The 13,799-nt window shown below is 39.6% G+C and carries 11 protein-coding genes, 5 tRNA genes and 1 rRNA gene; 14 read left to right on the top strand and 3 right to left on the bottom strand.

All coding sequences use genetic code 11. From position 1 onward, the window contains the following. The 7 genes from BM097_RS08300 to BM097_RS08270 all read left to right on the top strand — a co-directional run. Window positions 1-324, top strand: a 23S ribosomal RNA gene (locus BM097_RS08300); the annotation flags it as partial. Window positions 325-392: 68 nt separating this feature from the next. After that, window positions 393-466, top strand: a tRNA-Asp gene (locus BM097_RS08295). Window positions 467-478: 12 nt separating this feature from the next. Beyond that, window positions 479-551: transfer RNA gene (locus BM097_RS08290), tRNA-Val, on the top strand. Window positions 552-577: 26 nt separating this feature from the next. Further along, window positions 578-659: transfer RNA gene (locus BM097_RS08285), tRNA-Tyr, on the top strand. 12 nt (window positions 660-671) lie between these two features. After that, window positions 672-745, top strand: a tRNA-Met gene (locus BM097_RS08280). Between the two features lie 6 nt (window positions 746-751). Continuing rightward, a tRNA-Phe gene (locus BM097_RS08275) sits at window positions 752-824 on the top strand. 108 nt (window positions 825-932) lie between these two features. After that, entirely contained in the window at window positions 933-1,868 is a 936-nt protein-coding gene (locus BM097_RS08270) for a D-2-hydroxyacid dehydrogenase (protein ID WP_090547981.1), read from the top strand. 6 nt (window positions 1,869-1,874) lie between these two features. On the opposite strand, the gene BM097_RS08265 is transcribed toward BM097_RS08270, so the two are convergent. Next, window positions 1,875-2,870, bottom strand: coding sequence for a zinc dependent phospholipase C family protein (locus BM097_RS08265; RefSeq protein ID WP_090547978.1), 996 nt, complete (start codon window positions 2,868-2,870; stop codon window positions 1,875-1,877). A gap of 243 nt (window positions 2,871-3,113) precedes the next feature. On the opposite strand from BM097_RS08265, the gene BM097_RS08260 reads away from it, so the two are divergent. From BM097_RS08260 to BM097_RS08245, 4 genes are all read left to right on the top strand, one after another. Further along, a complete protein-coding gene (locus BM097_RS08260) occupies window positions 3,114-4,547 on the top strand; it encodes a radical SAM/SPASM domain-containing protein (protein ID WP_090547975.1) in 1,434 nt (477 codons plus the stop codon). A 252-nt stretch (window positions 4,548-4,799) separates the two neighbouring features. Next, the gene (locus BM097_RS08255; RefSeq protein WP_090547973.1) at window positions 4,800-6,227 is read left to right on the top strand and encodes an ATP-binding protein; all 1,428 of its coding nucleotides are present in this window, start codon (window positions 4,800-4,802) and stop codon (window positions 6,225-6,227) included. A gap of 41 nt (window positions 6,228-6,268) precedes the next feature. After that, window positions 6,269-7,093: a transketolase gene (locus BM097_RS08250; RefSeq protein WP_090547971.1), complete on the top strand. Its 825-nt coding sequence runs from the start codon at window positions 6,269-6,271 to the stop codon at window positions 7,091-7,093. A gap of 2 nt (window positions 7,094-7,095) precedes the next feature. Then, window positions 7,096-8,034: a transketolase family protein gene (locus BM097_RS08245; protein WP_090547969.1), complete on the top strand. Its 939-nt coding sequence runs from the start codon at window positions 7,096-7,098 to the stop codon at window positions 8,032-8,034. 120 nt (window positions 8,035-8,154) lie between these two features. Here the strand turns inward: BM097_RS08245 and BM097_RS08240 are convergent, their stop codons facing one another. Beyond that, window positions 8,155-9,189: an aldose epimerase family protein gene (locus BM097_RS08240; protein ID WP_090547963.1), complete on the bottom strand. Its 1,035-nt coding sequence runs from the start codon at window positions 9,187-9,189 to the stop codon at window positions 8,155-8,157. Between the two features lie 160 nt (window positions 9,190-9,349). Here BM097_RS08240 and BM097_RS08235 point away from each other — a divergent pair, with 160 nt between their 5' ends. Further along, complete coding sequence (locus BM097_RS08235; protein ID WP_090547961.1) at window positions 9,350-11,515, top strand: transglycosylase domain-containing protein; 2,166 nt, start codon at window positions 9,350-9,352, stop codon at window positions 11,513-11,515. A gap of 27 nt (window positions 11,516-11,542) precedes the next feature. Beyond that, window positions 11,543-12,481 (top strand): ROK family glucokinase, encoded by a 939-nt coding sequence (locus tag BM097_RS08230; RefSeq protein ID WP_090547959.1) that lies wholly within the window; start codon window positions 11,543-11,545, stop codon window positions 12,479-12,481. Window positions 12,482-12,532: 51 nt separating this feature from the next. Here the strand turns inward: BM097_RS08230 and BM097_RS08225 are convergent, their stop codons facing one another. Then, a complete protein-coding gene (locus tag BM097_RS08225) occupies window positions 12,533-13,093 on the bottom strand; it encodes a TetR/AcrR family transcriptional regulator (protein ID WP_090547957.1) in 561 nt (186 codons plus the stop codon). Window positions 13,094-13,315: 222 nt separating this feature from the next. Here BM097_RS08225 and BM097_RS08220 point away from each other — a divergent pair, with 222 nt between their 5' ends. Further along, window positions 13,316-13,798, top strand: a complete 483-nt coding sequence (locus tag BM097_RS08220) for a MarR family winged helix-turn-helix transcriptional regulator (RefSeq protein ID WP_090547955.1) — start codon at window positions 13,316-13,318, stop codon at window positions 13,796-13,798. The last annotated feature ends 1 nt before the right edge of the window (window position 13,799 follow it).

The following is a 13,799-nucleotide window of genomic DNA, read 5'->3' as shown; positions in this document are numbered from 1 at the left end:
GAGCTGGGTTCAGAACGTCGTGAGACAGTTCGGTCCCTATCCGGCGCGGGCGTAGGATATTTGAGAGGAGCTGCCCCTAGTACGAGAGGACCGGGGTGGACGGACCACTGGTGTATCAGCTGTCGACCAACGGCATAGCTGAGTAGCCAAGTCTGGACGGGATAAACGCTGAAGGCATCTAAGCGTGAAGCCCCCCTCAAGATGAGATATCCCATTCCTTCAAGGAAATAAGATCCCTTATAGACGATAAGGTAGATAGGTTCAAGGTGTAAGTGCGGTAACGCATTCAGCTGATGAATACTAATAGATCGAAGGTTTATTCTAAAAAAGAAAATGTAGCATTAATTCTTAATCTGTATGAAGTTTTGAAGTTGTTATCAACTTTATAAAATGGCCTCATGGCTCAGTTGGTTAGAGCGCCGCCCTGTCACGGCGGAGGTCGAGGGTTCAAGTCCCTCTGGGGTCGTTTATATTATCTGGGATCTTAGCTCAGCTGGGAGAGCATCTGCCTTACAAGCAGAGGGTCACAGGTTCGAGCCCTGTAGGTCCCACTTAATTGAATCTATGTTGTTAATATGGGCGGTTTCCCGAGTGGCCAAAGGGGACAGACTGTAAATCTGCTGCAAATTGCTTCGGTGGTTCGAATCCACCACCGCCCATCTTATTACTATCGCGGGATGGAGCAGTCTGGAAGCTCGCCGGGCTCATAACCCGGAGGTCGGTGGTTCAAATCCATCTCCCGCAACTACGTGCCCAGATAGCTCAGTTGGTAGAGCAGAGGACTGAAAATCCTCGTGTCGTTGGTTCGATTCCGACTCTGGGCACTTATTTTTTACTCTTCAGTTGTTACTGAAGAGTTTTTTTGTTATATACCTTTTTCAATTAATATAATTATGGCATAATGACTAAAGATTAGTTTAAGGAGGAACACTATGAAAATTGTATTTCTAGATAGAAAATCAATTGGAGAAGATATAGATTTATCTGCTTTTAATGATTTTGGTGAAGTAGTTATTTATGATTATTCAACAGTAGAAGAGGCTGCTGAACGTACAAAGGAAGCTGATATTATAGTTTTGAATAAGGTTCCTATTAATGAGCAAACAATAGGTATGGCAAAAAATTTAAAGCTTGTTTGCGTAACAGCAACAGGAACTAATAATTTGGATAAGCAATATCTTGATAAGAGAGGAATCCAGTGGAGAAACGTTGCTGGATATTCTACAGAGGCCGTTGCGCAGCATACTCTTGCATTAGTTATGTATTTAATGGAACATCTTAATTATTATGATAACTATGTTAAATCCGAGCAGTATGTAAATGATAAATTGTTTACCCATTTTGAGATGCATTTTAATGAAATTTATGGTAAAACCTGGGGAATAATAGGTCTTGGAGCCATAGGTAAGCGTGTTGCTGAAATTGCTACATGTTTAGGAGCAAATGTGATTTATTATTCTACAAGTGGAAAAAACCATTCAGATATCTACAAAGAAGTGGATTTTGAGACCTTGTTATCAACATCGGATATAGTTTCAATCCACGCTCCTCTTGATAAGAATACAGAGCATTTAATGAATGCAGCTGCATTTAAGAAGATGAAAGAGTCAGCTATTTTAATCAATGTAGGAAGAGGTCCTATTATTGTTGAGAAAGATTTAGCTGACGCATTAAATACAAATACTATTGCAGGGGCAGGCCTTGATGTGCTTGATATTGAGCCAATGGCAAATGAAAATCCTTTAAAGCTTATAAAGGATAGTAACAAGCTTATTATTACGCCTCATATTGCATGGGCTGCAGTTGAGGCTCGCCATAGATTAATGGATATTATTTACGGGCAGATTAAAGAGTTCCTTAATAAATAACCATTTTTATAAAGGCAAACCGCTTAAATAGCTTAAATCACTCAAACTTACTAGTAGACTATTTCTGTAATGTAGAAATTGATTGGTTTCTTTTACGACATCTGTTTCTGAATCAATGAAAGCTGTATTACCACAAGATTTCATATATAAATCCATTCGTTCAATGTAATCAGGCATGGATTTGTTAATCAAATCAAATACACTTTCTATATTTAAAACAGATGGGTTCCATGGATTATACCAGGTGTTATGCTCCTCGTTGCATGGATCAGCATATTTAATAATAGAATCACTTGGTATCATAGATGAAATTACGGCGCATTTGAAGAAGATTTGTTCAATCTTCCTGATGCGTCTTTTTTTACGCCCAGAAGGATCCTTCATTTTTGCATTTAGCTTAATAAAGGAATTGATGGCATGAAGTATTGTACCGAAACGAATTTTATCTTCTGGATAAGTTCTGTTAATGGCGATATATAATAACTCCGAGATTACACGTTTTTCATTAGGAGAAGGACAAACGGAACCAGCGTAATCAAATTCGCTAGGGAAAACATGCTTGTAATGGTTTAGTACAATATGATCAATATCAGTTTCTAAAGACACGTGTCGTCCAAAATCGTAAGCTTTACCCTGCTTCATATTTTTAAAGTGTTCACTTTTGTAGTAAATATAAGGATGACAGACAGTATCTAATGAATAATGTCCAATAAATCCAAGAATATAGGCGTCGCAGATTCTTCTTGAATGAGCATCCTCAAAGCTGTTTCTGGCATCAAAAAGACAATCAAAGAAAATCATAGTACGGCTTCGGTGCATGATATTCCCAATATTCTTTTTATAGCATAGATAAGCAGGAATATGATAAAAGAAAAAATCAGGACCTTGCAGACCTAGGGAAAAAGCGGTCTTATGTCTTTCTATTAAAGACCTTGTATCCGCGGATTCAATAAATGAAATAGATTGTTCACCAAAGAGCAGATGAGTAATAAAACCAGGCATAATAACTCCTTATAAATAAACAAAATATACTGAATTTTAACTTTAATTTTACATAATTATAGCACAATAATTGAAACAAAATACGAATGTAGTATGAATACAAAAAAAAGAATGTGTATAAAATACTATTACAGAAAAAGAGATGTGTTTAAAAATGTATATCAAAAAAATTTTTTGTATATGGTGAAAATTAAAGGGTTTTCTATACTAAAAGTAGAAAAACTGTAAAAGGGAGGACGTAGAATGGGAGTTAAAGATAGTGTTGAACGTGCAGCTTTTGGTGCAGCCATTGATGGTGTTCTTAAGAATATCAAAAAGGACCCAAAGACTAATTTATTAAAGCTTGTAGATTTAACAGAAAAAATGATGGGCGGAAATGCTAAGGGCTTCCGTTCAGGAGCTTTTGCAGGAGCTAGAGATTTAATAAATCAAGAAGATTCGAAGTGGATGAACTATGTTACAAGACTTCTAACAGAAACAAATCCACATGTTGCCAAGATGACAGCTTTAAACCTTGGATATCAGGCGGCCTTCAAAGGCACAAAGATGATTAGAGAAAATAGAGAAAAATATGGTTGCAACATTCCATGGTTAATCCTTATGGACCCAACAAGTGCATGCAATCTGCGATGCAAGGGCTGTTGGGCTGCGGAATATGGCCATAAGCTTAACCTTACATTTGAGGAATTAGATAGCATTGTTACTCAGGGTAAGGAACTTGGCATATTCTTTTATATGTTTACAGGTGGTGAACCTCTTGTTAGAAAAGATGATTTGATAAAGCTTTGTGAGAAGCATAATGAATGTGCCTTCCACAGCTATACTAACGGAACCCTTGTAGATCAGGCTTTCTGCGATGAAATGAAAAGAGTTGGAAACTTATCACTTTCAATTTCCTTAGAAGGTTTTGAGGATGCAAACGATTTCCGTAGAGGTGATGGAGTATACGCTAAGGTCCTTAAGGCTATGGATTTATTACACGAAAATGGATTAATCTTTGGAAATTCAGTATGCTATACTGCTAAGAATATGGAATCAGTAACATCTGATGAGTTCTTTGATTTACTTATTGAGCATGGATCAAGATTTGCCTGGTATTTCCACCTTATGCCAGTAGGAATGAATGCAACACCAGAACTAATGCCATCTCCAGAGCAAAGAGAATATATTTATCATAGACTTCGTGAGGTCCGTGGAAATAAGGGCGGAAAGGAAATCTATGTTATGGACTTCCAGAATGATGGTGAGTTTGTAGGCGGATGTATTGCAGGCGGAAGAAATTATTGCCATATCAATCCAAAGGGAGATGTGGAGCCTTGCGTATTTATTCACTATTCAGGGGCAAATATCCGCCAGAATACACTACTAGAGGCACTGCAGCAACCATTGTTTATGGAATATAGAAAGGGACAGCCTTTCAACGATAATATGCTTCGACCTTGCCCAATGCTTGAAAATCCAGAGCTGTTGCAGGAGATGGTTAAACGTTCAGGAGCCCATTCAACGGATGTTCAGGAGGAAGAGCCGGTAGAGCATTTATGCGGCAAGTGCGCAGAATATGCAAAAAACTGGAAGGATACAGCAGATAGATTATGGATGGCTCATCCATATAGACAAAAAGGATATATCAACTATGCAAATGCAGAAGAAAAAGGCTATGCATATAAGGTTGAGTAAATAATAGATTTCCCTTGGCCTGACGGAGGACAGCCGTCAGGTCTTTTTTTGACCATTAAAAGGTAAAAAAACATATTACATTATTGATTAAAATAGGGGATAATGCTAAAGTAATGAGTGTTAAATTAACAAACATTAAATTACTTTAGAATAATTAAAAGTGAATGTATTTTAATTTAGTGATATTGCAGTAATAGTTGAAACGTGATACCATGAGTTTGCACGCGTTATGCAGTGTAAAGGAGAGGTGTTATGTTTAAAGGTAGAAGTGACGAGATAGAAAAGCTAAATAAGTTTTATGAGGGAGATAATGCTGACGTAGCCATAATTTCTGGTCAGATTGGTATTGGTAAAACCGCGCTTTTAAAGGAATTCTTTGGGGGTAAGGAAGGAATATTCTTTGAAGCCTACGAAACGACTAGTAAGCACCAGTTTGAGCTTTTAAGCAGGGTTATGGGCTCTGATTCAATTCTTGATGCTGATGGATTCTGTAGTGAAATCACAAAACGTGCTTCAGAAACCAAGCAACTCATAATTATCGATCAATATCCCCATATAGCTAAAGCAGATTCTGATTTTGATAAAAAGCTGCATGAATATATCACTGGTGAGTGGAAGAATCTTCCAGTAAAGCTTGTGCTTTGTTCTGATGCATTCATGCTTGTTGATAAATATATAAAAGGGAAGAAGGCCCTATGGAAGGATGCCATTTCCCTGGATTTAATGTTACAACCATTAGGTTTTTATGATTCATGCCAGTTCTTTGGTGATGCAAGCCCAAAGGAGGCTGCATATTTATACGGAATTACAGGTGGTATCCCTTATAATCTTGTAAGGGTAGCAGCATTGCTTGGTGTGGAGGATGCTCCAGAGCTTGGATTAAAGCCTGTAGAAGCCGAGGATAAGGCTAAAGAAATTACAAAAAAACTATTTTTCGATAAAGAAACTAAGCTTGGCATCAACCCGGAAGCGGTTATGGCCACAGAGCTTAGAGAATTAGCATATTACAATCATATGCTTACCACTCTTGCAAAGGGAATCAATAGAGTTAATCAGATATCCGCAGAGGTTGAAAAGCCAAAGGATGTGGTGGTTCCTTATTTGAATTCACTGATGGCAGTAGGAGTTTGTAAGAAGGACACTGCAATCACTGAAATCACAAATAGAAAGAAAACACGCTATTCAATCGTAAACTTGAGCACATTATTCTGGTACAAGGTAGTGGTGCCAAATTACGATGATTATATATCAGGTAACATGGATGCCTTATGGGATAGGGCATTAGAGGTTATGGATGAATATATGAAGGACGTATTCATCAAGATTTGCGCCGAATATCTGAAGGATAGAAGCGACAAAAACATGTTGCCATTCACAGTTGAAGAAATTGGAAATTGGTGGGTTAATGACGATGAAACTGGCACAACAGATGGTTTCGATTTAGTATCTTTAGGTAAATGTGAAGGCAATCCAGCCACAATATTTGCTCAATGCTACTATGTAAACGAACCGATTGAGGTTGCACAGCTTAAATCGTTGATTGAAAAAACAAAGCAGTTACACAGACATGGGGATGCATTCTATATAGTCTTCGCAAATGCGGGATTTCATGAAAATGCTATTACCATTTCGTCAGCAATAAAGAACATCATGCTGATTACTCTAGACGAAATGAGATAATATACAATGGGTAAACCATTTAATTGTATAGGAGGAGAAAAATGACAAACCAAGAGCTAAAGAAAATTGCTACTGAGGTTCGCAAGGGCATCATTGAAGGTGTTCATGCTGCAAAAGCTGGACATCCAGGCGGATCACTTTCAGCAACAGAGGTATTCACATACCTTTACTTTGAGGAGATGAATATCGACCCAAAGGATCCAAAGAAGGCAGACAGAGACAGATTTGTACTTTCTAAGGGACACACAGCACCAGGCCTTTATTCAACATTGGCACAGCGCGGATTCTTCCCAGTAGAAGATTTAAAGGGACTTCGTAGCATTGGAAGCCACCTTCAGGGACATCCATGTGTTCAGCATACACCAGGTATTGATGCTTCATCTGGTTCACTTGGCCAGGGAATTTCTGTAGCAACAGGAATGGCACTTTCTGCTAAGCTTTCAAATGATTCATACAGAGTTTACACACTTTTAGGTGATGGTGAAATCCAGGAAGGTCAGGTTTGGGAGGCAGCAATGTTTGCCGGCGCTAAGAAGCTTGATAACCTTGTAGTAATCGTTGATAACAATGGTCTTCAGATTGATGGACCTGTAGATGTTGTTAATACACCATACCCAATTCCAGATAAGTTCCGCGCTTTCAACTTCCACGTGGTAGAAGTTGCAGACGGTAATGACTTTGACCAGCTTCGTGCAGCTTTCAAAGAGGCTAGAGAGACAAAGGGAATGCCAACAGCTATCATCATGAAGACTGTTAAGGGTAAGGGCATTTCATTTATGGAAAACCAGGTAGGATGGCATGGAAAAGCTCCTAACGATGAGGAGTATGCTATCGCAATGGAAGAATTAGGAAAGGCTGGTGAGTAAGAATGGCAGACGTAAAGAAAATCGCAACTCGTGAGAGCTACGGTAACGCTCTTGTTGCTCTCGGTGAGAAATATGATAATTTAGTAGTTCTTGATGCAGATTTAGCAGAGGCTACAAAGACAGGTATTTTTAGAAAGGCTTTCCCAGAGCGTCACATCGACTGTGGTATTGCTGAGTCAAACATGGTTGGTATCGCTGCTGGTATCGCATCAACAGGAAAGGTTCCATTCTGCTCATCATTCGCTATGTTTGCAGCAGGACGTGCTTTTGAGCAGGTACGTAACTCAGTTGGTTACCCACACCTTAATGTAAAGATTGGTGCTACTCACGCTGGTATTTCAGTAGGTGAGGATGGTGCTTCACATCAGTGTAACGAGGATATCGCTCTTATGCGTACAATCCCAGGCATGACAATCATCAACCCTTCTGATGATGTAGAAGCAAAGGCTGCTGTAGAGGCTGCTTACAAGATGGATGGTCCAGTTTACCTTAGATTTGGACGTCTTGCAGTACCTGTAATCAACGACAGACCAGATTACAAGTTTGAGATTGGTAAGGGTGTTGTTCTTAAAGAGGGCAAGGACCTTACAATCATTGCTACAGGTCTTGAGGTTAACGAATCTCTTGAGGCTGCTAAGAAGTTAGCAGAGGATGGAATTGATGCTGAGGTTATCAACATCCACACAATCAAGCCTATCGATGCAGACCTTATCGTAAAGAGTGCATCAAAGACAGGTAAGGTTGTAACTGTAGAAGAGCACTCTGTTATCGGTGGTCTTGGTGGAGCTGTTGCAGAGGTTCTTTCAGAGAAGTGCCCAACAAAGATGCTTCGCATCGGCGTGAAGGATACATTCGGAGAGTCAGGCCCTGCTGTTAAGCTTCTTGCTAAGTATGAATTAGATGCAGAAGGTATCTACAAGCAGATTAAAGCTTTTATATAAAAAAAAGCCTTCCCCCTCTGGGGGAAGGTGGATGCGAAGCAGCCGGATGAGGGTCAATTGTAGTAAAGCCCTCATCAGTCACCTTCGGTGCCAGCTTCCCCCAAAGGGGGAAGCCTTTTTTTATACAAATTTATAAATTGTAGTTGAGTGAGCCTTAACGCCAGCTTTTGCGATTGGCTGATCAAACTCTGGTACGTTGATGGCATTTGGGAAGAACTGTGACTCGAAGCATACGCCGTGACGCTTGTCGTAAACACATCCGCCCTTACCGATGTGAGATGTATCAAGATAGTTACCAGCATATAGCTGCATACCAGGTAAATCTGTGTAAACTTCCATCTTTCTGCCGCTCTGAGTTGATTCAAGTGTGCAACTTGGCTTATCTAATGTGTGATGATTTAAGCAATAGTTGTGGTCAAATCCGCCTGCCCAGTTAAGCTGGTCGTAATCAGCATCTGTATCCTTGCTAAGAGCCTTTGGAGTAGTGAAATCCATTGGAGTTCCTTTAACTTCGGGGCATTCGCCATGTGGGATAGACTCTGAATCTGTGTGAGTATATCTGTCTGCATCCACCCAAACGATGTGATCCATAACTGAACCAGTATCGTGACCATTAAGATTGAAGTATGAATGGTTAGTTGGGTTGAATATTGTATCAACATCTGAAATGCCTGAATAATCAAGGCGAATTGAGTTGTCATCACCTAATGTATATGTGATAGTGATGTCCATTTCTCCTGGGAAACCACATTCCATATCAGCCTTGTGGCATGTGAATGTGATGTGCTTATCATCTACTGATTCCACATGCCAAATGCGCTTGTGCATAGGATGGAAGCCTGAATGAAGATTGTTCTTGCCATCGTTGGCATCAAGCTTGTATTCAACACCATTGAGAGTGAATTTGCTATCGCCGATGCGATTGCCATTAGGGCAGATGCAGCAACCGAAGCCTGGGCCATTTACAAAATAATCTTCAATATTTTCATATCCTAAAACAACATCTGAAAGAATTCCTTCTGAATCTGGAACCCAAAGCTCAAGCAGATTACAGCCGAAGTTCATTATTTTTGCCTGCATACCATTTTCATTGATAAGAGTGTAGGCAATGATATCTTCACCGTTTTTGGTGACACCAATTTTTTCTTTTTCCACGGTAAAACCTCCCTATTTTTAGACTATATCTATATTACGAGTAAAAGGCTTTAAATACAAGATTATAAAAATAAAAAACAAATTTTTAAAGGTAAAAATGTCAAAGAAATGACATTATGGTACTATAGAAGTAGGACACACTTTTGGGGGTAGAAGGTAAATGAAATCCAGGGATAAAAAAATCCTTAGATTAATCAAAATCCAAATAGTGCTACTGCTCGTAGTAATTGGGGGTGTTACGTATTATTACGTGAGTGGGTATGCAGCCCAGGTTTCTGAATTAAAGACAGAAGCCAATCTTTTAGTGCGCAAATCTAACCAAAATACCTTTAGACAGACGGAAACCAGTGAGGTGTACGATAAGAAGGGCGATACCATTTCTGTGCTAAAGGGCGAAAAGGATGTTTATTATATCACCTATAACGAAATACCGGAGGATGCCATAAAGGCCCTTGTATCTATTGAGGATAAGAAGTTTTTCGAGCATAACGGCGTGGATTATAAGGCCATTGCCAGAGCTGCCTATGTAATGATTAAGGATAAGGAGCTGGCACAGGGCGGTAGTACCATCACCATGCAGCTAGCCAGAACCATTTTCCTAAGCAATGAAAAGACCTGGCAGCGTAAGTTGGAAGAGATATTCATAGCCTCCGAGCTGGAAAAGAAGTATTCTAAGGAGCAAATTCTAGAGTTTTATCTAAATAACGTATATTTTGCGAATGGCTACTACGGCATGGAGGCCGCAGCAAAAGGCTATTTTAGCAAGGATATATCTGAGCTGGATTTGGCTCAGATATGCTATCTACTGGCAATTCCTAATTCACCAACCTACTACGATCCAGTAGTAAATCCGGAAAACACAATCACTAGAAGAAATCTGATACTTACAGCCATGAAAAATGATGGTGTAATATCTGAGGCTACCTATAACAAGACTAAAAAGGAAACCATCAGTCTGCAAAGGCCAGATAGTATAAAGAATAATTATGTGGAGACCTATGTATATTACTGCGCTACCAGGGCGCTTATGGCGGCAGATGGCTTTGAATTCAAGAATGATTTTAAAACAGATGAGGAAAAGGGGATTTACGAGAAATCCTATAATGATAAATACAACGAGTGCAATCAGGGGCTATTTACATCGGGCTATAGAATCTACACTTCGATAGATTTGGATATGCAAGAAGAGCTCCAGAATTCCATAGATAAGCAGCTGGAGGAATTCACTGATGTTAATGAAGAGGGAATCTATTCACTTCAATCTGCAGGAGTGTGCATAGACAATGAGACTGGCATGGTAAACGCCATAGTTGGAGGTCGAAGCCAGGAGGTAAACGGATACACCCTGAATCGTGCCTTCCAAAGCTTTAGACAGCCGGGAAGCTCTATCAAGCCGCTGTTGGTTTATACCCCTGCACTGGAAATGGGATATACGCCAGATACAATAGTTGTGGATGAAAAAATAGAAGATGGCCCGGAAAATGCCAGTGGAAGATATAGCGGAGAGATAACTTTAAGGGATGCAGTATCAACCTCTAAAAACACAATAGCGTGGCAATTATATACAGAAATTACACCAGATAAAGGCATAGATTATCTTAAAGCATTAGGCTTCTCTCATATTGGAAAAGAGGACTATGGAATGGCTGCCTGCCTGGGTGGATTTACGGTAGGAGTGAGCCCGCTTGAGATGGCAAAGGGCTATGCAACCATATATAACGACGGATATACCAGGGAGCCAACCTGCATATTAAAGATAAAAGATTCTGTGGGTAACGTTATTTTTGAAGGTAACCAAGAAGATGTTAAAGTTTATGAAGAAAATGCTGCACGAAACATGACAGATATGCTACAATCAGTGTTGACTGACGGAACGGCAAGGGGAACATCCCTGGGTGATATGCCTGCGGCAGGCAAAACAGGCACTACCAATGATAATAGAGATGGTTGGTTTGTAGGATATAGTAAATACTACACCACCAGTATTTGGGTAGGCTATGATCAGCCTAAGAAGGTGCCTGGTCTAACAGGTTCATCCTATCCAGCAGCTATTTGGCAGGATTTCATGGTCAAAATCCATGAGGGGAAGCTTCCTGCAGAGTTTAAAAAGCCAGTCGTTGTACAGGATGCTGATGAACAAGAGGCAGGTCCTGAAGGAGAGTTTGGTGAGTTTGATCAGGAGAACCCTGAAGTGACTGATGGTGAAGGCACATATCAGGTTATTACTCAAACGTTTGAGGGTACAGAAGTACCAGAGGGGGTAATACCAGATAATGCTACAGATGTACAGATTACTACCACAACAGAACCAGTGGTTGAAGAATAGATTAGATATATGGAGGATATTAAAAAAATGGCAAAGTATGGTTTTGGACTAGATTTAGGTGGCACAACATGTAAGTGTGGGTTATTTACAGCTGAAGGAGAGCTTCTTGAGAAGTGGGAAGTGCCTACAGATACATCAAACGGCGGTGTTAATATTCTTAAGAATTTAGCACAGACTGTTGTAAAAAAGATGGAAGAAAAGAATATCGCATCAGATGATGTGGTTGGTGTTGGTATCGGAATCCCAGGCCCTGTATCAGCAGAAGGCGTGGTTAATAGATGCGTAAACCTTGGATGGGGCGTATTCAATGTAGAAAAAGAGTTTTCTGAGTGCCTTGGTGGTCTTAAGGTTAAAGCTGGTAATGATGCTAATGTAGCAGCTCTTGGAGAATCATGGATGGGTGCTGCAAAGGAATATTCCAGCTCAGTTATGGTAACACTTGGAACTGGTGTAGGTGGCGGTGTCATCATTAATGACGAAATCATCTCTGGTGCTCATGGTGCAGCAGGTGAAATCGGACACATCAGAGTTAATTACACAGAGGAAAATGTATGCGGATGTGGAAATCATGGATGTCTTGAGCAGTATTGCTCAGCTACAGGTATCGCTAGATTAGCTAAGATTCGTCTTGCTCAGAATGAAGATGAGAGCACTCTTAGAACAGTAGAGCAGCTTGATGCAAAGGCTGTATTTGACGAGGCTAAGAAGGGTGATGTAGTTGCAAAGGAAATTGCTAAGAGAGCATGTGAGTACCTTGCACAGGGCCTTCAGGTTATTTCTTGTGTTGTAAATCCAGAAGCATTCGTTATCGGAGGCGGTGTTTCTAAGGCTGGACAGTATTTAGTAGATGAAGTTGAATACAGATTCAACCAGATTGCTTTCCATGGCTGCCGCAATTCAAAGATTGTACTTGCATCATTAGGAAATGATGCTGGTATCTACGGAGCTATGAAATTAATCCTTTAGAAAATAAAACTCCTGGTAGGCATTAGCTACCAGGAGTTATTTTTTTAATAATTAGTTTCTGTTGATGATACCTGAGTATCCGCTTCCAAGAAGCTTACTAGCAGTATCAGTAAGTACAGAGAAATCTGTATCTTTTCCTTCCTTTAGCCAGTCCTTATAGATAGCCGTGATGGCCTTGGTATAAGAACGAACGATTGAAGGATGCTGTGTCATTGAGAAGAACTTAGAAAATTCATCGCTCTTCAAAACAGTATCTACAACCTCGTTGTAGAAAAATGCATAGTGCTCATCACACATAAGCTTCTTTTCAACCTTTGAACAAGACTCAAGGTATTTGTAGAAATAAGTTATACAACCTTCGAGGTCAAGTTTTTTTGCGTATTCGCCAATATTATCAAGAATTTCTCTAGACATTTCCTCTTCAACTTCGGAAACCAAATCATCTAGTGAAGAATAATGCAAGTAAAATGTTTTTCTGTTAATTCCGGCTTTTTCAGTGAGGTCAGTGATAGAGATTTCATTGTAATTACGAGCCAATACAAGGTCATTGAATGCTTTTCTGACTGCAGTGAGGGTTCTCCTTACTCTTAAATCTTTACTTCTTTCTCTCATTTGCATACTCCTTTTTATGATATTAATTATTTATACTGACAATAAATAACGTGAGTTATACTCTTTGTCTACTATACCACGGAAAAAACCCCTCGTGGAATTTTTAATAGTTTTTTTAGAATTTGTTTATTGATTGGACACAAATTCAGGTGTATAATTGCGATTAGTTCGAACTCGGACTATTCGGATTCGGACTATCCGAAATCGGACGAAAGGAGAACTATGGATCATAAAGAATTTGATAGTAGAACACATTTAGGTTTTTTATGTGATTGCTTAAGCCGCGAGGTGAAAAACGCCGTAAATAGAGGCCTTAGCGATGCCAAAAGCTGCAGCACAGCCTCAAAAAATGGATGGCTTTTAGCTTATTTTGTCCGTCAGACAGAGCCTATTTTTCAAAAGGATTTGGAGCAGATTTTCCATCTTCCAAAGTCTACATTAGCTGATATTATACAAATTTTTGAAAAAGAAGAGCTGATAGAAAAGGTTCCTGTAGATGGAGATGGCAGAAAAAAGCAGATTGTCGTGACCGATAAGGGACGTGAATTAAACCTCACTACTGAGGCCAAAATCATGGAAGTTGAGGATTTTATGACTGACAGTATTTCTGAAGAGGATATCGAGGTAGTTGTAAAGGTGTTAGACAAAATGCAGCAAAATGTCAGAAAGTATAAATCACATATAATGCTAAAAAAGGAGGACTAGA

The organism is Pseudobutyrivibrio sp. OR37, assembly GCF_900113655.1.
Classification (GTDB): Bacteria; Bacillota; Clostridia; order Lachnospirales; family Lachnospiraceae; genus Pseudobutyrivibrio.
Note: the sequence above shows the minus strand (reverse complement) of the source record. Positions and strands in the feature narration are given on the sequence as shown.